We start from the raw sequence: 21,915 nt of genomic DNA, 5'->3' as shown, positions 1-21,915 counted from the left end.
TGTTCAGGCGCACACTGGCGGGCGTCTGTCCTTCCATGGCATCTCGGCCTCCAGCAATGTCGCGAGCGCCAGAATCGTGGCTTCGTCACCATATCGACCGACTGCCTGAACGCCGATCGGAATGCCCGATGATGATTGCCCGAGAGGCAGGGACATGGCCGGCTGCCCGGACATGTTGAAGGGGAACTCGAACATGGCATCGGTCCATTTCGCATTGTACTTGTCGATATCCGGTTCGGACATGTCGTAGTAGCCGACCGGCCTCGGCAATTGCGTCAGGCTCGGTGTGAGGAAGATGTCGTAGGGATCGAGATCCATGGCGATCTGGCGGCCGATCTGCCGCACGCCCTCGACATCGGAGATGTGCCGGATCCCCGACGTTGCACGACCGCGCTCTATGATGGCCCAGGTCACGGGCTCAACGTCGTCCTTCGTAACGGGCCGACCCACAACTGCTGAAAGCCATTCGAAAATGGCGGCGGTCTGAACACAGCTCATATGGGTATAGATCTGCCAGGCGGCATCACCGTCGATAGGCAGGTCATGTTCCTCCACCGTATGTCCGGCGCCATCAAGGACGCGAACCGTCTCCATAAGTACCGCCTTGACTTCGGGATCGACGGACCGTCCGTCGGGCGGCGTCACAGAAAAGCCGATTCTGAGCTTTTCAGGCGCAACTTGCGACAGGTCAAGCCAGCTTCGCTCCGGGGTGGGCGGCGTATACGGATCGCCGGGCAGGGCTCCGGCGACCGCATCGAGATAGGCGGCGGTGTCGCGCACGGTCCGGGAGTTGCAAAGGAAATAGGCGCCGCCGTGCCAGACGTCAGCGACCGGCGCCAGCGTAATGCGGCCGCGCGACGGTTTCAGGCCCAGCACGCCGCAGCATGATGCAGGGACCCGGATGGAGCCGGCAGCGTCACTGGATTCTGCAATCGGCACCATATGCGACGCGACGGCGGCGCATGATCCTCCGCTCGATCCACCGGCCGTCACCTGCTCGTTCCATGGATTGACGGTCGCGCCGTACAGTTCCGGCTCGGTGCTGATCGACCAGCCGTTTTCCGGCGCATTCGATTTTCCGACCAGCACGAATCCGGCCTTCTTGATGCGCTTGACGACCTCTGCATCGGAGTCTGCTATGACATCCTTGAGATAACGGGAGGAATTGGTATTCGGAGCGCCTTCCCAAGCGGTCGCCAATTCTTTCAGCAAATAGGGCACGCCCGCGAAGGGAGATTGCCGGTCGATCGCCGCAGCTTCCGCCCGGCCCATATCATACAGCTTGTGGATGACGGCATTGAGGGCAGGGTTGAGCTTTTCAATGTTGACGATCGCCGCCTCGACGAGTTCCTCGGGCGACACCTCTCCCTTCCTAACGCGTTCTCCGAGTTCCAGACCATCGGCCTCGGAATATTCGCGAACCAGACTTTCTGTCACGGGCGCCATGACATCCTCCTTTACTGTTTGATGAATTGAGAACCGCGCTCGGCGATCATGATGACCGTCGCCATGATATTGCTTGCCACGACATTCGGAAACACCGATGCATCGCAAATGCGCAGCCCTTGTAGGCCACGCACCTCGAGCGTTTCCGGATCGGTCACGGCCATGTCGTCCATGCCCATCCGGCAGGTACTGGTCGGATGATAGATGGACTGCGACTGCGCCCGAACGAAACTCGCTATGTCGTCATCGGATTGTGCTTCGCTCGAGGGAAACACTTCCTTGAGGGCGAGGGGCGCGAGGGTTTTCGTCGATGCGATGTCCCGAGACAACTTCACGCCGCCGATCAGAGTCTGCAGATCTTCACCCCCGGGATCGGACAGATAGTTCGGATCTATGGCCGGAGGCATGAGCGGGTCGACCGAACGTATCCTCAGGGCGCCCGTGCTCTTCGGACGCTGAAGGACGCTGAACATCGACAGCCCGGGCACTGTCGACATATAGCGGGCATGATCGCGATGCGGGGTCGCGATGCCGTAAATCTGCAGGTCCGGTTCGTCGATCTCCGGCCTGGATTTTGCCTGCCCGCCGCTGGTCGACCATGGATTGGCCATCGGTCCGCTACGTTTGTTCGACCAGTCGACCAGTGCCTGGTCGAACTCCGAAAGCGTCATACCGCCAATTCCGAATTTCTCTCTGGTCGTGAAGGTGACGACGCAATTGAGGTGATCCTGTAACGACGCGCCCACGCCAGGAAGATCGTGCACGACATCGATGCCGTGGTGTCTCAAATGGTCGGCCGGGCCGATACCGGATAGTTGCAGGAGGTGGGGCGTATTGACCGTTCCACCGCACAGCACCACTTCGCTGTCGGCATGGGCGGTCTGCGGCTGGCCGTTGTGCAGAAAGGTCACGCCACGCGCGATGGCGTTCTCGACGATGATCCGGGTGACATAGGACGAGGTCATGACCGTGAGGTTTGGCCGTGCCCGAACCGGGTCGAGAAAGGCCGTTGCCGGGCCGTGGCGCTCTCCATCCTTCATGAAAACCTGGAAAAACCCGCATCCGAACTGCTCGCCGCTGTTGAAGTCCGGATTGTAGGGCAGGCCGTATTCCTGTGCCGCCTCCACCCAAAGCTTTTCCGAAGGATCATGCTGGGGAACGTCGACAACCAGAAGTTCGCCGCTGTCGCCATGCGTGGGGGAGCCGCCGAGACGCGGATTGTTCTCGGATTTTCTGAACCAGGGAAGCACATCGTTCCACGACCAACCCGGGCAACCATTTGCTGCCCAGCGATCATAGTCGGACGGGGAGCCGCGCATATAGACCATTGCATTTGTCGATCCCGAACCGCCGAGCAATTTTCCACGCGGCCAGGCGATGCGACGGCCTATGCAGTGGGCCTGCGGCGTGGTGTGATATTTCCAGTCGTACTCGGTATCGATCAGGCTGATCCAGGCACCCGGCATCCGGGCTGCTTCCGGCATGTCGCCGGGTCCTGCTTCGAGCAGAAGTATACGCCTGTCGGAGTCGGCGCTGAGGCGGTTGGCCAGCACGCACCCAGCCGCTCCGCCCCCTACGATTATCGTGTCGAAGGTGTCCATTGTTGCAATCACCCAGCGCGAATTAATGGTGTACGCGCGAAGAGTATTTTCGGTTAAGATGGATTGTCAACTAACTGGTTGGTTTGAATGAGTTGGAATTATCTCTCAGCCTCTTGTTGAGGATGTGGTCTGTCCAACCGAGCTAATCGAATTGGATTTTTTCGACATTGAGCTGCTGCCGGTTTCGTGGACACCGAGATAAGGTGTTGAAGACGAAACCGGAGTTTATGAATGCAGAGAAGGAGGTTCAGCCGAGAGTTCAAGCTTGAGGCGGTGAGATTGGTCAAGGAATGGCGTGTGGCGACCGCTCAAGCTGCGCTGGATTTGTATCTCGAGCGACAATCGCAATTCCAGGAAGCCGAGTGATTCGTTCATCACCCTTCGAAAAACGCTTTGCGAGCCTCCGCGGCGGCACCCAGCATGTTGAGTTCGTAGGTGTAGCTGATCTCGGCGCGATAGTAATCGCGGATGCTGCGGGCCACCGAGCCGTCGATCGAGGCCTTCATGGCGCGCACGGAGACAGGCGACTTCGCGGCAATTGTCTCACCCAATTCAAGCGCCGTCGTGGAAAGATCGTCCCGGGATACGATGGAGTGGATCGAGCCGTAGCGCTCGAGTTCCGTCGCCATGACTTTTTCTGCGGTGTACATGGCGCTGCGTAGTCGTTTCTCAGGCATCAGGCCGATCGCCTGTATGGCGCCGGCGGTCGCGCCGAAGTCGATTTCGGCGAGCAGGAACGAGGCGTCGTCGCTTGCGAGGACAATGTCGCAGACGGCGGCCAGAAGCACGCCGACGCCGATACAATATCCATGCACGGCGCCGATGACCGGGACGGCGCATTCCGCGATGGCGAGGCTCGCCGCGTAACCGCTCCTCGCCTGGCCGATGATGCCATGATGGCCCTCGAGCTCCAGCATCTCCTTCATGTTTCCGCCAGCAGAAAAGCCTTTACCCTCTGACCGGAGGACAATGACTCCGATGTCCGGATTTTTCTCGGTTTCTTGAAGCAGGGCGGCAAGTTCATCCAGATCGCCGATGCCGTGGGCGTTGGCCGGTGGGTTGGAAAAGACGATCTCCGCCACGCCAGATATGTGCTGGATGAGTTTGTGGGTCATCGGGTTCTCCCCGTCAGTCGCGCGACGGTGCTATCTCGACATGAGCGTAGATGGACTGCCGCGCGCTGTCGATCCATCCATGGCCGGCGGCCTTTTCAACCATGTTCTGATAAGCTTCAAGCCATTCGGGATCTTCGGGCGCGCCCGGCAGCGAAGGGGGAAGAGCGATTGGAACCAGAGCCTCCATGCCGTTGATCTTCAGGCCCCGTTCCGCCGGAGGCAGGTCAACAGGACTTGCAATGGTCACCTTGAAATTGCGCGTATCTTCGGCTTCGAGCAGGCGTAATCCGCGGGATTTCTCATAATCGACGATCATTGAAGCGCTCCTTTCGGGAGACTCGCTAAGGCATGAGCGATGGCAGGAAGAGCGATATCGCGGGAAATGCGACAAGCAGCGCCAGACGCAGGATGTCGGTGACGATGAACGGCGTTACGCCCCGGTAGATGTCGTTCAGCCGCACGTCGCTCATGACGCTCTTGATGACAAACAGGTTGATGCCGATCGGCGGCGTGATAATGCCGAGTTCCACGACGACGACCAGCACGATGCCGAACCAGATCGGATCGAAGCCGAGATTGAGAATAATCGGGAAAACGATCGGTAGGGTGAGAACGATCATCGCCATGGAATCCATGACGCATCCCAGGCACAGATACATGAGGAGGATCAGGATCAAAACGCCATAGGAGCCGACGCCGAGATTGGCGAGAAAGGACGTGATCGCCTGCGGCGTCTGGGTGAGGGCGAGGAAATAGCCGAAGAGAAGCGCGCCGATCAGGATCGTGAAGATCGCGGCGCTGACGCGGGTCGTATCGATCAGCGCGGACCTGATGGCGGAGAGCGAAAGCCGCCGACGTAGCAATCCGATCACGAAGGCGCCAGCGGCGCCGGTTGCACCGGCTTCCGTGGGTGTGAACAGACCGCCGTAAAGGCCGCCGATCACGAAGCAGAACAGGACGAGCGTCGCCCATATGCCCTTGAGCGACTCGATCTTTTCACGCCATTCGGCGCGGTGGCCTTCAGGCAGAAATCCGGGTTTCAGGAACCCGATCGCGGAAATGGTCAACATGTACATGGCGATGGCGAGCATGCCCGGCAGGATGCCGGCGATGAACAGTTTGCCGATGTCCTGCTGCGTGATGATGCCGTAGACGGCAAGCACCGTGGAAGGCGGAATGAGAATGCCCAGCGTGCCGCCCGCCGCGATGACGCCGGCTGCGAGGCTGCGCGGATAGTTCTTCCGGACCATTTCGGGAAAGGCCACCGACGAGAAGGTGGCGGCGGTCGCTACCGACGAACCGGAAATCGCCGAAAATCCGCCGCATGCGCCGATGGTCGCAAGCGCCAGACCGCCCCGGAACCGTCCGACGAAAGCGTTGGCGGCGCGGTAGAGCTCCGTGCTGATGCCGCTGTGCGAAACGATCGCGCCCATCAGCAGGAACATCGGGATGATGCCGAATGCGTAGTCCGTGGTGGTGCGGATGGCGATTGTTCCGATCATGCGGTAAGCGCCGTGCCAGCCGATGATCTGACCGACCCCTACGGCTCCGACAATGCCCATTGCCAGGCCGATCGGCACGCGCAGCAGCATGAGACAGCCGAGCGCAACAAAGGCGATGACGGCCATCATGCCTGTTCAGCCCCGGGCTGTGTGTCATCGTCCAGACCGGACCGCGAGCGGAGGCCTTTGAAGACGCGAATGGCGATCAGGACGAGCGCCGCGACAGTGCCGAGCCAGGCGATCGCTAGAAATGGCCAGGTCGGCATGCGCGTGTCGTAGGTGAGAATGTTGTCCTGCCGGGTCTGCAGCGTCTGGTCGAGGAGAGACAGGCAAAGCACGGCGAGGGCTGCGAAGCTGACGACGCCTGCAAAAAGGTCAATGGCTCTGCGCCATCCCTTGGCCGCGACCGTCCACAACATGTCCATGGTGATGTGCCCGCCTCGATAGCTGGTCGTGGAGATGCCCCAAAGGACCAGAATGCAGAGCATGAAGCGGCCGATATCGTAATAATCGGGGATCGCCGTGGCGAAGAAATAGCGCAGGATGATTGCGACGACCGTATTGAGCATCATCGCCAGCACGAACGCGCCGGCGGTCCACTCGATGATGCCGACAATCCGGTCCGTGCGCCTGTCTGTCATGTATCCCCTCCGGCGCCGGGACAGTTTCCCGGACGCGCCGATCTGCAATCAGCCTCGCTCCGGACACGAGAATCGCGGAGCGAGGCCTAAGCTTAACTTATTCAGCGCTTGCGTCGTACTTCGCCGCGGACTTTTTCAGGTTGGCGAGGATCTCGTCCGGATCGCCGCCCTTTTCGGTCACGGATTCAGCCCAGATCTCGACGACGGGAGCAGCCGCCGCTTTCCACGCTTCAAGCTGCGCGGCGTCCGGCGTGTTGATGGCGTGACCTTCCATGCCGCCGAGCTTCTCGACGCCGGCAGCCTCGAAATTGGCCCATGGCGTGGCGATCTGGCGCGCCCATTCCGACGTGCAATGGTCATCCAGCACCTTGCGGCTTGCCTCGGGCAGGCTCTCGTATTTCTGTTTGTTCATCACGAACATGAGCGCAGATACCGAGAGCGGCACATCGAGATGGTATTTGACGGTATTGTCGATCCCGAAAAGGCTGACCGAGCCCCAGGGCCAGATGACTGAGTCTGCGACGCCTTTCTGGAGGATGTCCTTCACTTCGGCGGTGGAACCCTGAATGTTGCTTCCGCCGAGTTCCTTAACGAACTGGGCGATCGTCGCGTTGCCGGTCCGCACCCGCAACCCGTCCACGTCCTTCGGCTCGACGATGGCCTTGTTCACCGTGTGAAAGCTTGCCGGCTGGTGGATGGTCGCCATGCAGAACACCACGTCCGGCATGTCGGTTTCGGCGTACTGGCGATACCATTCGTCGACGGCCTGCGAGCCGCCGGTGGCGTTCGACAGGATGAGTGGCAGCTCGATCGCTCCGGAAATCGGAAAACGCCCGGGCTGGTAGCCGGGATTGACCGCGGCGATGTCGGCAATTCCGTCGCGCGCGAGATTGTAGTGATCGAAGGCCGAACCCAGTTGTTGGGCCGGGAATATCTGGATCGTCAGTTCTCCGCCGGACGCCTCGGAAATCGACGCGCCCCATTTTTCGGCCGTCGCGTGGATCGGATGTTGCGGCGGCAGAAAATGCGCCAGACGCAATGTATCGGCTGCGTGGCCGCCGACAGTCAGTCCGGCCCAGATCGCCGCCGACGCCGCACCGGCCAGATATTTTCCGATGGTATGCTTCATTGATAGTCCTCCCGATTGCTTGAATATGCGTTGAAAAAGCCGGTTTCGGCCATCCGCCTCACTCGGCGGGAATGGCTTCGAACGCCGGCATGACCTCCCTTGCGAAGAGCTGGATGGACCGGCGCGCCTCATCGGTGCTGCGCCCGCCCGCGTGCAGGTAGAAGGCGAACTCGTCGACGCCGCCCAGCTCCTCATCGATTTCCTGGATCCTTCTGCGGCACATATCCGGCGTGCCGACGATCGCGCGTTCTTCCAGATTGTCGGTGATCGACATGATGTATTGCGCATGTTCGAACGCCGCGGAACCGGTGGCGTATGTCTTGTCCTTATTGCGTCCGTAATGCTCGGTGATGAGTTCGGCGTAGCGCCGGCTTTCTTCCTTGCCTTTGGCAAGCGCCGTTTCGTAGTCCTCATCGATAAAGAGCATGTAGACGGCGGTGCCTTTGACATGTCGGTGGCCACGCTCGTGGGCGTGAGCCCGGTAGCGCTTGTAACGTTCGGCCATTTCGGAAAGGGGAGCGGCCACCCACGGAATAATGAAGGCGTTGTCTCCGCATTCGGCCGCATGCATGAAGGATTCGATGCTGACTGTTCCACGCCAGAATGGCGGATGCGGAGTCTGCGCCGGCTTTGGCGACACCGAAATTTCGGGAACAGTCCAGTATTCGCCGTCATGGGCGATCGATCGTTCGGTCCATGACCTGCGGATGATTTCGATGGCTTCCTCATAACGCTCCCGGCTGTCACGCGCGGCCACTCCGAACCCTTCGAAATGCTTCGGGATCGAGCCCCGGCCGACGCCGAAATTCAGCCTACCGCCGGAGATCACGTCCAGCAGCGCAAAATCCTCGGCCTTGCGGAGCGGGTTTTCGAACGGCAGGAGGCTGATCGCGGTTCCAAGTCGGATACTGGAGGTGCGGCGGGCGAGCGCCGCAAGCATGATCTGAGGACTCGGGCAGACGCCAAAGTGATAGAAATGCTCCTCGCCAATCCAGGCCGTGCTGTAGCCAAGCGTATCGGCCAGCTCGAAAAGCGAAAGCGTATCATTCAGATAGGTCGCTTCATCCTGCATTCCGGCGTGATAATCCATGAGCGTGAGCAAGCCGAAATTCATTTTGGGTGACCTCCTTGGTATTTATTGACCTTATAATATATTCACTAAACACTATGTCAAATAATTAATTGATATGATCAGCTTAATCTACCCGTTTTTGGCTGAGGCCGCGGGCGGAATAGCGTAGGTCCCTGTCACCTGAATCGCTGCGCGCTCGTCGCCGGCGGCTCGCAGAACGGCCTGGCAAAAACCCATCGTCCGGCCGAGGCGGAGTATCGACCCTTCGCAGACGATGTCGCCGGCCGGGATCGGACGCATGAAGGAGACGGAGACGTCGACGGTTCCGACTGGTTTGAAGCCGCCCAGCGCGTTGGCCAGCGTAACCGTCATGGCCGTGTCCGCGATCGCCATCGCCGCCTGACCCGAAAGCGTTTCGCCGAAACGCATGAACTGGTCAGCCGCGGGCATCAGAAAGCGCACACGGTCGCCGTTGATGTCAGTGACCCGTAGTTCCATCTGTTTGACCCAGTCGCAGAAGACCGACTGGAGGACGTCATTGGCTTCCGCCAGAGAAATCGACATGAGGCTCTCCTACAAGCTGTGAAATGTTTCGCCGCGCTTGGCCATGCCGACCAGAAGGGCGGGTGGATCGAAACGGGAGCCGTAATTGGAGGCCAGATCACGGGAGGCGGCCACGAATTGGTCTGCGCCCATCGTGTCGATGAAGGCGAACACGCCGCCATGCGCCAGCGGATAGCGCCACCCCAGCCGCGCGGCGACATCTCCGTCGATCGGCGCGCGCAGGACGCCGGCTTCAAGGGCGCGGACGGCTTCCAGCGACTGTGCGCAGGCGAGGCGCATCCGGATGGTTTCGGCTGAAACGGGCGCCTGGTTCGCTGGGAAAACGGCTTCTAGCCCCGACCAGCGCGTAATTCCGTCCTTCGAATGATCGTAAATGCCGCCGGTTGATTTGCCGATCCGGCCACGGTCTTTCAGCGCTGTCAGCGCCTCGTCGGCGCGCAGGCCCACCATGCTCTTCTCATTCGCCTTCAGGCTGTCGAAGATCATCGTCAGCACCGGAATCCCGGTCAGGTCCGCCATGTGTAGCGGTCCGAGCGGCATGCCGAACGCCAGTGCGACATTGTCAACGAGCACCGGGTCCACGCCTTCCGCAAGCATGGTCAGCGCTTCGCCGGTATAGGAGCCGAGCACCCGGCTTGTGAAAAAGCCCGGACCGTCCTCGACCACGACCGGCAGCTTGCGCATCAGCTTGATCAGATCAAGCGCTGCGGCGAGCGTCCTGTCCGACGTCTTTTCGCCACGTACGACCTCGACGAGATCAATTCTTTCGACCGGAGCAAAGAAATGCAGGCCAAGGAAGTCGTCTGGTTTTGCAAGGCGCTCGGCCAATCCGGAGATCGGAAGCGTCGATGTATTGGACGCAATCAGCGCGCCCGGCTTGAGGGAGGCGCTGACGCGTTGCAGAACTTCGGATTTCACCGCCTTGTCTTCGAAAACGGCTTCGATGACCGCGTGGATGTCAGCGAGCGACGCATCCGGTCCGACGGGCTCGATCTTCGCGAGGATGGCGTCTCGCCCGGCTTCGCTCAGGCGTCCCGCCTTTTGCTGCCGTTCGGCGATGCGCAGGATGGTCTCCTTGCCTTTCGTCGCGGTTTCCTGGTCCCGGTCAATCAACCTGACGGCCAGACCGGATTGCGCGAGGCAGTAGGCGATCCCGCATCCCATCAGCCCCGCGCCAACGACGGCCGTGCGCCCGAAGCTGCGTGTGTCGCAGCCGGCCGGTCTTGCAGGTATCCGCCGCAATTCATTCATGCCGATGAAGCCGGTGCGGATCGTGTTGTGGGCCGCGTCGGAGGAAGCGACGCGGGCGAAATGTCTGGCTTCGATCAGCAGACCGGCGTCCAGCCGACGTTCCAGCCCGTGATGCAGCGCCATGAGGATTGCGTCTTGGGCGATGTCAGCCTCGCCGAGACGCGCTTTCGTCATTGGCCACTGCATGGCGAACAGGCGCCTGCCGGCCGCGGACTGCGGATCGAAATTGAACTCATAGTCGCGCCGGCTCCACCGCTGCTCCGGGGAGAGGCCGTCCGCGATCAGCGCACAGGCGGCGTCGATCAGTCCGTCCTCGTCGGTGAGCTGGTCAACGAGGCCGAAGGCGCGCGCTTCGCAGGCGGATATCGGGCGACCCGTCAATATCATCTGCATGGCCTGCTTCAGGCCGACCAGACGCGGCAGGCGTTGCGTGCCGCCGGCTCCAGGCATTAGGCCGAGCGTTATTTCGGGCTGACCGAATTTCGTGGCTGCGGTGTCGACGGCGACGCGTCCGTGACATGCGAGCGCCAGTTCCAGTCCGCCGCCCAGCGCATTTCCCCTGATCGCTGCGACGGCCGGCTTTCCGCCGTTTTCGATCCTGGCGAGCAAGGCGCGCACCGGATTGAGAAGCGCATCGACCTCCGACGGCTTCGAGCAACGGCGCAGTTCCTCTATGTCGCCGCCGGCGATGAAGTCCGACTTGCCGGATGCGATGACATACCCTTTTACCACATCGTCGGCGAGAACGACGTCGATCATGTCGCTGAGCGCGGCTATTGCTTTGGCTGACTTGACGTTGACGGGGCGGTCCGGGTCGTCCCAGACCAGCACTGCAACGCCGTCCCGGTCAACGCGGCTGATAATCTCGGTCATTGAACGGTCTCCAGCAGGGTTGCGACGGCCATGCCGACGCCGACGCACATACTGACCACGCCTCGTCTTGCGCCGGTGCGAGCCATGTCGTCGACAAGCGTCCCGGTCAGCATCGCGCCGGTTGCGCCGATCGGGTGGCCATAGGCGATGGCGCCGCCGGAAACATTGATTCGCTCTTCGTTGACGTCGCTGCGTTTCATGAAATCGAGGACCACGGCCGCAAAGGCCTCGTTGATTTCGAAAAGATCGATGTCGTCGTAGTCCAGCGCAGCGCGTCCGAGACATTTGCGGCACGCCGCGTCGGGCCCGATCAACATAATGGAGGGGTCAACGCCGACCTGCGCAAAGCCCGAAATGCGGGCCTTCGGTGTCAGGTCGTGACGCTTGAGGGCTTCTTCCGAGACGATGAGGAGGGCGGATGCGCCATCGACGATGCCGGACGAGTTGCCAGCATGATGCACGTGATCGATGCCGATGAGGTCGGGATAGCGGCGCTTCAGAAGGCTGTCGAAACCGCCTTTCAGGCCCATGTCCGCGAATGCCGGTCGCAACCCGGCAAGTGTTTCGACAGTGGTTCCGGGGCGGGGATGTTCGTCCTTTGCAAGCGCCAGTTCACCGTTGAAATCGTGCACGGGTACGATCGCATTGGCATGCCGGCCTTCGGCTTGTGCGGCCGCCGCCTTGTCCTGGCTCTTGACGGCGAAGGCGTCGACTTCCTTGCGGGAAAAGCCGTTGACCGTCGCGATCAGGTCCGCCGCAACGCCCTGCGGCGTCAGCCAGCTCGCCGTATTGAACCAGGCGTCGCTGCCCGTCGGGCCGCCGGTGCCGAGCATCGGCACCAGGGACAGCATTTCCACCCCGCCCGCAACGACGACATCCGCCTGACCGGACATGACCTTGGCGGCGGCCGTGTTAACGGCGTCGAGGCCCGATCCGCAAAAGCGGCTGACGACCATTCCCGGCACTTCATCCGGCAACCCGGCGTAAAGCCAGGAGGACCGGGCTATGTTCGATCCCTGGTCGTTCACCGTTTCGGCGCAGCCCAACACGCAGTCGTCGGCGATAGCCGGATCGATGTTCGTGCGCTCGACGATCGCCTTCAGGACGGCGGCGCCGAGATCGATCGGCGAAAGCGTATGCAGTCCGCCGTCGGGACGACCGCGTCCCCGCGGCGTGCGAACGGCGTCGACGATATAGGCGGCGCTCATCGCTCACCTCCGACAACCGCGCGGCCGATAATCTCGCGTAGCACTTCGGACGACCCGCCGGCGATGCGTTCGACGCGGGCGTCGGCATAGGCGCGGGCGATCGGAAACTCCCGCATGTAACCCCAGCCGCCATGGAGCTGAAGGCATGCGTCGACGACGCGGCCAAGCATCTCTGTCGTCCACAGCTTGGCGAGGGCCGCCGTTTCGGCGTCAAGCCCGCCTTCGATGTAGCGCACCAGCATCTGGTCGACATAGGCGCGCCCGACGGCGATTTCCGTTCTGAGGTCGGCCAGGCGAAAGCGGGTGTTCTGGAACTCGCCGAGACCACGTCCGAAAAGCTTTCGCTCCTTCACGTAGGCCAGCGTTTGGCGAAAGGCGTATTCGGCTTTTGCCTGGCACGACACCGCGATCGATATGCGCTCCCGCGCCAGTCCGTGGATCAACTGGCTGAATCCGTCGCCCTCATTTCCGAGCAGTGCGTCTTCGGGAACGATCAGGTCGTCAAAGAACAGTTCTGACGTGTCCTGCGCATGGTAGCCGAGCTTGTCGAGGTTCTTGCCGCGCCGGAAACCGGGCAGGGAGGTGTCGACAAGGAAAAGCGACAGGCTGCGGGAGGAGCGTTCCTTCGGCGAGGTCTTTGCGGCAAGCACCACAAGATCGGCAAGCTGGCCGTTGGAGATAAAGACCTTTTGGCCGCGGATCCGCCAGCCCTCCGGAACGCGAACCGCCGACGTCGTGATGCCGCGCAGATCGCTGCCCGCGCCGGGCTCCGACATGCCGACCGCGCCGATCGCTTCGCCAGAGACCAGTTGCGGCAGCCAGCGGGACTTCTGCTCCGCTGTTCCAAACGTCTCGATATAGGGCACGACCATTTCGGAATGAATCCAGAAGCCTGGTCCTGACACACCGACGTAGGCCATTTCTTCGATGACGACGGCGTTGTGCAGATAGTCGCCGCCTGGACCTTCATGTTCTTCCGTGACTGATGAGCAGAGAATGCCCGCTGCGCCGGCCTTCAGCCAGGCGTCGCGCGAGACGACGCCGTCTCGTTCCCATTGTTCGTGATGGGGTTCTATTTCCCGTTCAAGGAAGGACCGCACCTGGTCTCGAAACAGCCGGTGATCCTCCCGGAAAAACGGCCTGTACTCCTCGTCCAGCATATTGACCTCCACCAGCGCAAACATGGGAAGGTAATAAATGAACTGTATGTTTAGTCAATATATGAAATGATAATTATATGGACTTATTGTTAATCATACAGTGGCTTGATCGACCTTCCGAGCACCTTCACTCCTGAGCGCGGCGTAGCGTCCGCGCAGCAGTTTCTTGTCGGTCTTCCCAAGCGCGTTGCGCGGCAGGTCGTCGACAAGCATGATCTCCTTGGGGAACTTGTAGCGTGCGAAGCGTCCCTGAAGATGGATCTGGAGATCCTCGACCGTAAGCCTGTCTCCCTGCTTTGCCACAATGACAGCGCAGCCGACTTCGCCCCATCGGTCATGGGGAACGCCGATGACCGCCACTTCCGAGACCGAGGGCATTTCAAGCAGGGCGCGTTCGATTTCGGCCGGGAAGACGCTCTCGCCGCCCGACTTGTAGACGTCTTTCACGCGGTCGACGATGTAATGAAACCCATCTTCATCCTGACGCGCCACGTCGCCGGTGCGAAACCATCCGTCGGACCAGTCGGCCGAGGTCGGTTCACGCCGCCAGTATCCGGGGGTGATTGCGGGACCTGCGAGCAGTATCTCGCCTTCGCTGCCGATCGGTACGTCGACCATGTCGGCGTCGACCAGGCGTGACCGCGTCAACAGCATCGGCAGTCCGCACGACCCGCGTTTGTCGAGGACGCGGGAAAGCGGCATGGCCATTGCCGAAGGCCCCATCTCTGTGCCGCCATAAAACTGCTGGACCAGAAAGCCGGCGTCCGCCCATTGGTCGATCAGGGAATCCATAATGGTCGCCCCCGCCACATGGGCGTGTTTGAGATGACTGAAACCGGATCGCCCGAAGCCCGAACAGCCCGCCAACTGCTCAAAGAAGATGGGAGAGCCGTTGAAATGGGTGACTTCCCGCGCCGGATCGACCAGCCAGTCCAGGCATTGCGCAGGGTCAAAACGGCGGGCGAAGGCCACCGCGCCGCCCGACGCCAATACCGGCAGGCAGAGCGTCGTGAGCCCGCCTGCGTGGAAGAGCGGCATGGGATTGAGGTATTTGGAGCCAGGTAGACCGAGGAGACAGTCAACGAAGGCGTTTTCGACCTGCGCCAGCAAGGTGCGGTGGGACACGAGAGAGCCCTTGGGAATGCCCGTCGTGCCGGAGGTGTAGAGAATGCATGTCGGATCATCGATATCGGCGGTCCAGTTTCCCGCCAGTGGCTCTGCAGCGGCCATGGCGCGTTCGTACTCGCCGCCAGACGCGCCCCAGCCGAACAGCGTGATTTCGCCGTCGGCCAGTCGGACAAGCTGTTGGGCGGTTTCGGCCCAGATCTCGTCGTGCAAAAGGACCCCAGGCTCGCAATCCTCGATCAACACCGACAACTCGGTCGGCGTCAGGCGCCAGTTCATCGGCACGAAGATCGCGCCGATCCGCATGCAGGCGAACAGCAGTTCGAAAACCCGGAAATCGTTTTCGGCGATTACCGATACCCGGTCGCCCCGTTTCACACCGAACCGGGAAACCAGAACGCCGGAGAGGGCTGATACGCGCTGTTCGAGCTGTCCCCAGCTCATCGTCTTTCCGTTGTCGACGGATTCCAGGGCAGGAGCAATGCCGTTCCTGCGGGCATAAAAGGAGACCCAGTCCGGTGCATTCGTCATTATGTTCTCCTCCCAGTCAGATTTCGACGAGGCGCTTCCTGGCCTCGCGATATTCCCGCGCCAGCCTGTCGACGAGTTCGGCCGCAGGCACGACCGCGTCGACCGCTCCGACGCCCTGACCGCATCCCCAGATATCCTTCCAGGCCTTGCCGGCCCCGGCGGAAAAATCCATGCGAGACGGGTCAGAACGCGGCAGATCGTCCGGATCCAGTCCCTGTGCAAGCACGGATCCCTTCAGATAATTGCCGTGCACGCCGGTGAAGAAGTCGGTGTAGACGATGTCGGCGGCTTTCGCATCGACGACCATCTGCTTGTAGGCGTCCACTGCGCGGGCTTCCTGCGTTGCGATGAACGGGGAGCCTATGTAAGCGAAGTCCGCGCCCATCGCCTGCGCGGCCAGGATGGACGCGCCATTGGCGATCGAGCCGGAAAGCAGCAGCGGTCCGTCGAACCAGCGCCGGATTTCCTGCACGAGGGCGAAGGGAGACAGGACGCCCGCATGTCCGCCGGCGCCGGCTGCGACCGCGATAAGCCCGTCGGCTCCCATCTCGATGGCCTTGCGCGCGTGACGATCGTGAATGACGTCGTGGAATACCACGCCGCCATAGGAATGGACTGCGTCATAGATTTCCGGCACGGCGCCAAGCGATGTGATGACGACAGGGACCTGCTGCCTGACACATACTGCGAGATCATGATCCAGACGCGTATTGCTGCGATGGACGATCTGGTTGACTGCAAATGGGGCAGGAAGGCGTCCGGTTGAAGTCGCATCATGGCCCGCAAGTTCTTCACGAATCTCGGTGAGCCAATCGTCCAACTGTTCGGACGGCCGCGCGTTGAGCGCCGGAAAAGAGCCGACGACGCCTGCCTTGCACTGGGCCATGACGAGCGACGGGCCCGAAACGATAAACATCGGCGACGCCACGACGGGAATGCGCAGCGTCTCTCGAAGCGCATCTATCGAAGATACCATCGGCTGTTTTGATACGGCGGTGTCGGATGTCGCGCTCAAGCAGCGGCGCCTTTTTCCCGAAGCGGATGGTAGCGCCCCTGCATATACACCAGCGGATAACCGGCGTTGCTCAACCTGACGGTTCTGACGCAACCTAGAAATATTGTATGCGTCGCGAATGTCGACGTCGTTTCCAGGTCGCAGGAAATGACCGAAAGGGCACCAACGAGCTCTGGTGGACAGCCGTCTTCCTTAACCCATTCTCCGTGGAGAAACCGCTCTTCGCCGGGTATCTCCGAACTGAAAATTCGGCTGAGATCTTCCTGAACGTCCGACAGGAAATTGACGCTGAAGCGCCTGCTGCTGGTGATTGCAGAATGGATGGATGCATCCTTGTTGACGCTCACCAGTACCGAGGGCGGGTCCATTGAAACGGACGTGATGGAACTTGCCGTCATACCCCGACACTGCCCGCGATCAACCGTGGTCACAATACCTACGGTCTGACACAGACCTCGCATAGCCAATCTGAAATCGCTCATGAGAATCCCTCTTGCCTGTTGGGCGTCAATACGCTGCTTCATCAAGCTTGAAGAATAGAGTGACCGATAACTGATCAGTATGTCAAGTGAAAATACAGTTTATCAAATTGGAGTTTCAATTGCGCTTCGATTCTATCAGGAGCGCCATCCAGGATTCGGAAATGAGCGCTGCGGCGCGTTTACGGTCGATTGTCTCCTGTCCGCGAATGAACCAGTAGTAACATAGCCTTTCCAATTGAGCCCACATCAGGAGTGCCCGCATCTTGTCTTCCGCAGGGTCCGGTTTGAAACCACGCTTCTCGCGCATCAGGGAGATCTTGGTTACGATGGCAGCAAGAAACCCTTCAAGCACTTCGTCAGCAGTATTCAGCACGTCCTGACCGCCGCGGCTCTGGCCTTGCAGAAATGCCCGCATGATCAGCTTCGTCTCTTCATAAAGAGAGATGTAATCGCAAATCCAAGATTGCAGCGAATCCGGCGTCAGCGATTCGAGCGAAGCGAGATTGTCGAAAAGTTCGAGCACGCGATCGATGTGGGCTTGCGTCACCGCTTCGACAAGTACTTCCGCTGTGCTGTTGAAATGAAGATAGAAGGTTCCCCGGCTGGCTCCGGCCGCATTGGTGATCAACTCCACGGACGTATTGAGGAACCCGTTTTCCTCAAACATTGAGCGACCGGCTTCAACGAGCCTTTTTCGGCTCTCCTGTTTGTGCATCTCCCGCAGTGAGGGCCGCTTCGGTTTGCTTTTCTTCTGGGTGTCTGATTCAGATCCGGTCTTCGACAATACGATCTCCGATTGCGATAGTTGATTGTAGAGAGCGGCTTCCATCTATTTTACCGACCTCGTCCGAACAGTCATAGCATAGGGTGTGCTATGACTGAACCGGTTGTTCTAATGCGATCTTTGTATCTGGAATGGCCGTAACAGTTTCGATATCTGAAACTGAGATATCCAGAGGATAACCGAGCCTGAAATATTGATGCTAGGGATTCATTTTCACTTACGCACCGCTGCTACTGCCATAAAAGCATCTAATTGGGCCCCAACAGCCTCGCTGGCAGCCCTAACAGGATCATCATAGAGATGCGCATACCGATGGGTTGTGGCGACATCTTTGTGGCCGAGAAGTGAACCGATGAGTGGCAGGCTGGCGCCACCGGATACTGCCACACTGGCAAAGCTGTGACGCAGGTCATGAAGCCGGACATCTTCGATCCCCGCCATTTTTCGGATTTTCTTCCAGACCTTCGGAGTGCCTTCATAGAATCCGTTGCCTCGGAAAGCGGGGAACACGAAGGTGCTTCCTTCAAGTGCTGGAATTTCGGAGATTACTTGTCTCGCGGGTGCACTCAGCGGAACGGATTTCTGTCCCGTTTTCGAATCTTCCAGTCGTAGATATCCACGATCTGAGTCGACCTCGCTCCACCGCAGCGTTTCAATCTCTCTTTTCCGCATTCCCGTAAACATGAGTAATTTCAGGATTGCGATTGCCTGTGGATTGATGCCCGTCACCAATCCCAGCTGCAAAGCCTGCCCAAGTCGCACGAGTTCATTCTGGTTGAGGTATCGTTCTCCCTTCCTGTCTGGAAACCGCTTGACGCCGTGCACGGGGTTTGTCTCGATCAATCCGCAATCAATGGCGTAGCTGAAAATCCCGCCGAGCAGACCAACGGTTCGAGTGGCTGCCCCTTTGCCACCCCTTACAATGGCGCGACCTCGCAACCCGGTCTTTACATCGGCTGATGTCTTTCCATTCGAAACATCTTGCAAGAAACGTTTGATATCCGCACGAGTAACGTCCCGCACCTTTTTCTTGCCAAGTAGCGGCTTGATGTGTCGCTTGATACGCCCTCGATCGGTGGCCACGGTACTTGGCTTCTTTGTTCCGGTTCCGTGCTCGAGGTATAGATCGCAGAGCTGGGTAACCGTGATCTGTTTCTTCTCGTCCTGCTTTTCTTGTGCAGGGTCTTCACCATTTGCGGCTCTGCCGAGGATGCGACGGGCTTCAGCTCTGGCCTGATCGACGGTCCAGGGAGATCCATGTGCGCCAATCGTGTAGCGTCTTGTTGGAGCAGATCGTCCAGCTCCGACCCGATATTTGCAGACATAAGTCTTTCGGCCGCCCTTTGAGATCTTGATGCCGAAACCCTTCAGATCGCTATCCCACAGGAAGTAGTCACGGTCTGCAGGATGAGCATGATCGACGACTGATTTCGTCAGTTTGTTGGGCATGCGACGGGTTCCAAATCGGTGGTTACTTTTTTGAAAAAGTAACCACATAGTAACCACCGACAGGGAAACGTCAAGGAACGTTAAAATACGAAAATGGTAAAAAAATAAAAAAATTCAGTATATTAAAGAATGTCTTGGAATGTTGGGAAACCACCAGAAACCCAATTCCTTAGCCCTCCGAAGGCAGAGGTCACAGGTTCGAATCCTGTCGGGTGCGCCAAAATATCATTAAAAATCATATATTTAGATAAACTTTTAGAGGTGAAGTCAGGTTCTGGCTTTGTTTCGGTAAATGAGCGTTTCGGCAAATCTGGCTTCGTTTGGGGAAATCGGGGATTGCGCGCGATATCTGGCTTTGTTTCGGGAATTTCGGATTCTGCCATTCAAAGCGCTTTTTTTCGCAGTGACAGAAGCTTCTCCCTAGTGGCGCTATATAGCACAAACGCCGAAAAATTGCAGCAGCGGTGTTTGCTATTTGTTCGAATTTTGGCGATGCGCCTATCGAAGGGCGTCGGACTGACAGCCGATCGCAAAAGCATCCAGAAAAGCTTAGCCGACACGACGTTCAAGGTCGTCAAACTGACTGGCGGCACGGAAGCGGAGATGTTTCAGCCGGGCGAGAAGGTGTTTGTCTCGTGGGGCGGAACTGACTTGCTGGTGTTTGCCGATTGAGAGTTGGAAACCTCAGGGTGGTTTTCGGATCCTCCGGGACTGTGAAGAAGCCTCCTGCGCGGCCGACCGGCCGCCAACGCGGAGAGATCAGCTTTCCCCGGAGAGCGCGGCATAGACCAGGTCGTGGAGCTGCATCGCTATCGGGCTTAGCGACTGGTTCTTCATCGAGATCAGATGGTAATAGGGATTGATGATGATGGGGTCTTCCAGATCCAGCGCCGCGAGTTGGCTGGCGCCGCTGGTCGGGGCGACCAGTTCCGCGACCTCCCGCGATGTCGGAGCGATGGCGTCGGTCGAGCCCAGATAGGCGAACATCACCAGGAGCGACGACGTATTGACGATCTCGTCCGGCAGCGGAATTCCCCGGGAGACGAAGGCTTCCTCGATCGCCTGCCGAAGGGGCGTGCGCAGTCCTTGCGCCACCCATTCCCAGCCGGCGAGGTCCGCAGTCTTCAACGGACCCGGCCCCGCCAGGGGGTGATCGCGACGAACCAGAAAGCGGATCACTTCAACCCGGCCGCGACGCACCTGAAACTGCCGCGGATCCGTGCCCGCAGGTATCCTTGAGAGCACGAAATCGTATTCACCGCCCAGGAGCCCCTCGACCAGCACGTCGCTGGGCGCGACATCCACATGAATATCCGCTCCGCTCGCCGTTTTCTTCAGCTTCTGGATTGCGGGCACGACGAAACCGACCGCGGCGCCGGTGACGGCGCCCACGCGGACGGCGCCGGACTGGCCGGTTATCGCCGACTGAACGTCGGCCAGGGTCTGGTCCATGCCCTTGAGCAGACCGGCTGCGTTCCTGGCGAGGATTTTTCCCACAGCAGTGGGCGTCATGCCCTTGGGATGGCGTTCGAAAACCGGTGCGCCGATCGACTGTTCGATACCGGACACCATGCGAGAGGCGGCCGGTTGGGTCATCGCCAGACGCTCGGCCGCCAGGGCGAGCTGACCGGTCTCCGCGATCGCCTTGATCAGGCGCAGATCTCTCAGCTTCAGTTTGTTGGCGCGATTGAGCATTATCTGCATATCAAAAATGATATGCAATTTGTCAATCTAATTAATTGAATTGCATCTACTGGACCTCATACAGTTCGGGCGGGTCCGCACGACCCGACCTGTCGCGTCGGCTGGAGGAGTCGATCGTGATGAAGGACATTACCGGGAGGATTGAATGAGAAAGCTGATTTCCCTGCTGAGCACGCTCGCCTTTGGCGCAGGGCTCTTCGCAATGCCGGCGTTTGCGCAGGACAAGGACACCGTCGGCATCGCAATGCCGACAAAATCGTCTTCGCGCTGGATTTCCGATGGCGAGTCGATGGTCGAACAATTCGAGGCGGCGGGCTACGACACCGACCTGCAATACGCCGAGGACGACATTCCCAACCAGCTCGCGCAGATCGAGAACATGATCACCAAGGAGGTCGATGCGCTGGTGATCGCCGCCATTGACGGCACCACGCTCTCCAACGCGCTGGCCAATGCAGCCGCGCTGGGCATCCCGGTCATCGCCTATGACCGTCTGATCCGCGACAGTCCCGACGTCGATTATTATGCGACTTTCGATAACTTCAAGGTCGGCGTTCAGCAGGCGGAATCGCTTGTCTCCGGGCTGAAGGAACGGTTTCCCGACGCGGAGACATGGAACGTCGAACTGTTTGGCGGGTCGCCCGACGACAACAATGCCTATTTCTTCTACGACGGCGCGATGAGCGTGCTGCAGCCGCATGTCGATGACGGCAGGATCACCATCGTCTCCGAACAGATGGGCATGGATACGGTCGGCACGCTGCGCTGGGACGGCGCGGTCGCCCAGGCGCGCATGGATAACCTGCTCTCGGCGCACTATACCGACCAGCAGATCCACGGCGTCCTGTCTCCCTATGACGGTCTTTCGATCGGCATATTGTCGTCGCTGAAAGGCGTGGGTTATGGCTCCGGCGACCTGCAGATGCCGATCGTCAGCGGCCAGGACGCGGAGATCCCTTCGGTCAAGTCGATCCTGGCGGGCGAGCAGTATTCGACCGTCTTCAAGGACACCCGCGAACTCGCCCGCGTCACCGTCGGCATGGTCGACGCCCTGCTGAAGGACAGCGAACCCGAAATCAACGACACGAAGACCTATGACAACGGCGTCAAGGTCGTTCCGTCATACCTCCTCGTGCCGGTTTCGGTTGACGTATCCAACTGGGAAGAGGTGCTCATCGGAAGCGGTTACTATTCGAAGGACGAGATTGAATAGGCTCTGACAGCCAACGGCGTCATCCTCCCCGGCGCCTGTCCGGGGAGGAA

The 21,915-nt window shown here is 59.7% G+C and carries 21 protein-coding genes and 1 tRNA gene; 4 read left to right on the top strand and 18 right to left on the bottom strand.

All coding sequences use genetic code 11. The annotated features are described in order from the left end of the window. Window positions 1-3: 3 nt before the first annotated feature. Both K1W69_RS09105 and K1W69_RS09100 read right to left on the bottom strand, forming a co-directional pair. On the bottom strand, window positions 4-1,446 hold the full coding sequence (locus K1W69_RS09105) for an amidase (protein ID WP_220228056.1): 1,443 nt from the start codon (window positions 1,444-1,446) through the stop codon (window positions 4-6). Between the two features lie 11 nt (window positions 1,447-1,457). After that, window positions 1,458-3,047, bottom strand: a complete 1,590-nt coding sequence (locus K1W69_RS09100) for a GMC family oxidoreductase (protein WP_220228055.1) — start codon at window positions 3,045-3,047, stop codon at window positions 1,458-1,460. Between the two features lie 231 nt (window positions 3,048-3,278). Here K1W69_RS09100 and K1W69_RS26985 point away from each other — a divergent pair, with 231 nt between their 5' ends. Then, window positions 3,279-3,413 (top strand): hypothetical protein, encoded by a 135-nt coding sequence (locus K1W69_RS26985; protein ID WP_258571132.1) that lies wholly within the window; start codon window positions 3,279-3,281, stop codon window positions 3,411-3,413. 8 nt (window positions 3,414-3,421) lie between these two features. On the opposite strand, the gene K1W69_RS09095 is transcribed toward K1W69_RS26985, so the two are convergent. The 15 genes from K1W69_RS09095 to K1W69_RS09025 form a co-directional block, all read right to left on the bottom strand. Then, window positions 3,422-4,162, bottom strand: coding sequence for an enoyl-CoA hydratase-related protein (locus tag K1W69_RS09095; protein ID WP_220228054.1), 741 nt, complete (start codon window positions 4,160-4,162; stop codon window positions 3,422-3,424). 13 nt (window positions 4,163-4,175) lie between these two features. Further along, window positions 4,176-4,478, bottom strand: coding sequence for a type 2 periplasmic-binding domain-containing protein (locus K1W69_RS09090; RefSeq protein ID WP_220228053.1), 303 nt, complete (start codon window positions 4,476-4,478; stop codon window positions 4,176-4,178). A 25-nt stretch (window positions 4,479-4,503) separates the two neighbouring features. Then, window positions 4,504-5,793 (bottom strand): TRAP transporter large permease, encoded by a 1,290-nt coding sequence (locus K1W69_RS09085; RefSeq protein WP_220228052.1) that lies wholly within the window; start codon window positions 5,791-5,793, stop codon window positions 4,504-4,506. Continuing rightward, window positions 5,790-6,305 carry a TRAP transporter small permease gene (locus K1W69_RS09080; RefSeq protein WP_220228051.1) on the bottom strand — a complete coding sequence of 172 codons (516 nt, stop codon included), beginning with the start codon at window positions 6,303-6,305 and terminating at the stop codon, window positions 5,790-5,792. Before K1W69_RS09080 ends, K1W69_RS09085 begins: the two co-directional genes overlap by 4 nt. Window positions 6,306-6,402: 97 nt before the next feature. Beyond that, window positions 6,403-7,434, bottom strand: coding sequence for a TRAP transporter substrate-binding protein (locus K1W69_RS09075; RefSeq protein ID WP_220228050.1), 1,032 nt, complete (start codon window positions 7,432-7,434; stop codon window positions 6,403-6,405). Between the two features lie 58 nt (window positions 7,435-7,492). After that, a complete protein-coding gene (locus K1W69_RS09070; RefSeq protein WP_220228049.1) occupies window positions 7,493-8,548 on the bottom strand; it encodes an LLM class flavin-dependent oxidoreductase in 1,056 nt (351 codons plus the stop codon). An 87-nt stretch (window positions 8,549-8,635) separates the two neighbouring features. Then, window positions 8,636-9,070, bottom strand: coding sequence for a PaaI family thioesterase (locus tag K1W69_RS09065; protein WP_220228048.1), 435 nt, complete (start codon window positions 9,068-9,070; stop codon window positions 8,636-8,638). Between the two features lie 9 nt (window positions 9,071-9,079). Continuing rightward, on the bottom strand, window positions 9,080-11,194 hold the full coding sequence (locus tag K1W69_RS09060; protein WP_220228047.1) for an FAD-dependent oxidoreductase: 2,115 nt from the start codon (window positions 11,192-11,194) through the stop codon (window positions 9,080-9,082). Continuing rightward, window positions 11,191-12,402 carry an acetyl-CoA C-acetyltransferase gene (locus K1W69_RS09055; RefSeq protein WP_220228046.1) on the bottom strand — a complete coding sequence of 404 codons (1,212 nt, stop codon included), beginning with the start codon at window positions 12,400-12,402 and terminating at the stop codon, window positions 11,191-11,193. Before K1W69_RS09055 ends, K1W69_RS09060 begins: the two co-directional genes overlap by 4 nt. After that, window positions 12,399-13,562, bottom strand: a complete 1,164-nt coding sequence (locus K1W69_RS09050; protein ID WP_220228045.1) for an acyl-CoA dehydrogenase family protein — start codon at window positions 13,560-13,562, stop codon at window positions 12,399-12,401. The genes K1W69_RS09055 and K1W69_RS09050 overlap by 4 nt, the downstream gene beginning before the upstream one ends. 93 nt (window positions 13,563-13,655) lie before the next feature. Next, window positions 13,656-15,218, bottom strand: coding sequence for an AMP-binding protein (locus K1W69_RS09045; protein ID WP_220228044.1), 1,563 nt, complete (start codon window positions 15,216-15,218; stop codon window positions 13,656-13,658). Window positions 15,219-15,234: 16 nt separating this feature from the next. Then, entirely contained in the window at window positions 15,235-16,194 is a 960-nt protein-coding gene (locus K1W69_RS09040) for an NAD(P)H-dependent flavin oxidoreductase (RefSeq protein WP_220229272.1), read from the bottom strand. A gap of 35 nt (window positions 16,195-16,229) precedes the next feature. Then, window positions 16,230-16,694, bottom strand: a complete 465-nt coding sequence (locus K1W69_RS09035) for a flavin reductase family protein (protein ID WP_258571062.1) — start codon at window positions 16,692-16,694, stop codon at window positions 16,230-16,232. Window positions 16,695-16,830: 136 nt separating this feature from the next. Continuing rightward, window positions 16,831-17,499: a TetR/AcrR family transcriptional regulator gene (locus K1W69_RS09030; protein WP_220228042.1), complete on the bottom strand. Its 669-nt coding sequence runs from the start codon at window positions 17,497-17,499 to the stop codon at window positions 16,831-16,833. Between the two features lie 213 nt (window positions 17,500-17,712). Continuing rightward, window positions 17,713-18,948 (bottom strand): tyrosine-type recombinase/integrase, encoded by a 1,236-nt coding sequence (locus K1W69_RS09025; protein ID WP_220228041.1) that lies wholly within the window; start codon window positions 18,946-18,948, stop codon window positions 17,713-17,715. A gap of 155 nt (window positions 18,949-19,103) precedes the next feature. Here K1W69_RS09025 and K1W69_RS09020 point away from each other — a divergent pair. Together K1W69_RS09020 and K1W69_RS09015 are read left to right on the top strand one after the other, a co-directional pair. After that, window positions 19,104-19,168 (top strand) — tRNA-Arg (locus K1W69_RS09020). A gap of 116 nt (window positions 19,169-19,284) precedes the next feature. Further along, window positions 19,285-19,620 (top strand): hypothetical protein, encoded by a 336-nt coding sequence (locus K1W69_RS09015; RefSeq protein ID WP_220228040.1) that lies wholly within the window; start codon window positions 19,285-19,287, stop codon window positions 19,618-19,620. 87 nt (window positions 19,621-19,707) lie between these two features. Here the strand turns inward: K1W69_RS09015 and K1W69_RS09010 are convergent, their stop codons facing one another. Beyond that, window positions 19,708-20,670, bottom strand: a complete 963-nt coding sequence (locus K1W69_RS09010) for a LysR family transcriptional regulator (RefSeq protein WP_258570963.1) — start codon at window positions 20,668-20,670, stop codon at window positions 19,708-19,710. Between the two features lie 127 nt (window positions 20,671-20,797). Between K1W69_RS09010 and chvE the strand changes: the two genes are divergently transcribed. Beyond that, on the top strand, window positions 20,798-21,865 hold the full coding sequence (gene chvE, locus K1W69_RS09005) for a multiple monosaccharide ABC transporter substrate-binding protein (RefSeq protein ID WP_220228039.1): 1,068 nt from the start codon (window positions 20,798-20,800) through the stop codon (window positions 21,863-21,865). Window positions 21,866-21,915 lie beyond the last annotated feature (50 nt).

Origin of the sequence: Flavimaribacter sediminis (assembly GCF_019492055.1) — a bacterium.
Classification (GTDB): domain Bacteria; phylum Pseudomonadota; class Alphaproteobacteria; order Rhizobiales; family Rhizobiaceae; genus Flavimaribacter; species Flavimaribacter sediminis.
This window is presented reverse-complemented; position numbering and strand designations above follow the sequence as displayed.

Bases quoted from the DNA above. Each gene is read 5' to 3' on its own strand.
- K1W69_RS09105 (WP_220228056.1), bottom strand. From the start codon at position 1,446: ATGGCGCCCGTGACAGAAAGTCTGGTTCGCGAATATTCCGAGGCCGAT.
- K1W69_RS09100 (WP_220228055.1), bottom strand. From the start codon at position 3,047: ATGGACACCTTCGACACGATAATCGTAGGGGGCGGAGCGGCTGGGTGC.
- K1W69_RS26985 (WP_258571132.1), top strand. From the start codon at position 3,279: ATGCAGAGAAGGAGGTTCAGCCGAGAGTTCAAGCTTGAGGCGGTGAGA.
- K1W69_RS09095 (WP_220228054.1), bottom strand. From the start codon at position 4,162: ATGACCCACAAACTCATCCAGCACATATCTGGCGTGGCGGAGATCGTC.
- K1W69_RS09090 (WP_220228053.1), bottom strand. From the start codon at position 4,478: ATGATCGTCGATTATGAGAAATCCCGCGGATTACGCCTGCTCGAAGCC.
- K1W69_RS09085 (WP_220228052.1), bottom strand. From the start codon at position 5,793: ATGATGGCCGTCATCGCCTTTGTTGCGCTCGGCTGTCTCATGCTGCTG.
- K1W69_RS09080 (WP_220228051.1), bottom strand. From the start codon at position 6,305: ATGACAGACAGGCGCACGGACCGGATTGTCGGCATCATCGAGTGGACC.
- K1W69_RS09075 (WP_220228050.1), bottom strand. From the start codon at position 7,434: ATGAAGCATACCATCGGAAAATATCTGGCCGGTGCGGCGTCGGCGGCG.
- K1W69_RS09070 (WP_220228049.1), bottom strand. From the start codon at position 8,548: ATGAATTTCGGCTTGCTCACGCTCATGGATTATCACGCCGGAATGCAG.
- K1W69_RS09065 (WP_220228048.1), bottom strand. From the start codon at position 9,070: ATGTCGATTTCTCTGGCGGAAGCCAATGACGTCCTCCAGTCGGTCTTC.
- K1W69_RS09060 (WP_220228047.1), bottom strand. From the start codon at position 11,194: ATGACCGAGATTATCAGCCGCGTTGACCGGGACGGCGTTGCAGTGCTG.
- K1W69_RS09055 (WP_220228046.1), bottom strand. From the start codon at position 12,402: ATGAGCGCCGCCTATATCGTCGACGCCGTTCGCACGCCGCGGGGACGC.
- K1W69_RS09050 (WP_220228045.1), bottom strand. From the start codon at position 13,562: ATGCTGGACGAGGAGTACAGGCCGTTTTTCCGGGAGGATCACCGGCTG.
- K1W69_RS09045 (WP_220228044.1), bottom strand. From the start codon at position 15,218: ATGACGAATGCACCGGACTGGGTCTCCTTTTATGCCCGCAGGAACGGC.
- K1W69_RS09040 (WP_220229272.1), bottom strand. From the start codon at position 16,194: ATGGTATCTTCGATAGATGCGCTTCGAGAGACGCTGCGCATTCCCGTC.
- K1W69_RS09035 (WP_258571062.1), bottom strand. From the start codon at position 16,694: ATGCGAGGTCTGTGTCAGACCGTAGGTATTGTGACCACGGTTGATCGC.
- K1W69_RS09025 (WP_220228041.1), bottom strand. From the start codon at position 18,948: ATGCCCAACAAACTGACGAAATCAGTCGTCGATCATGCTCATCCTGCA.
- chvE (WP_220228039.1), top strand. From the start codon at position 20,798: ATGAGAAAGCTGATTTCCCTGCTGAGCACGCTCGCCTTTGGCGCAGGG.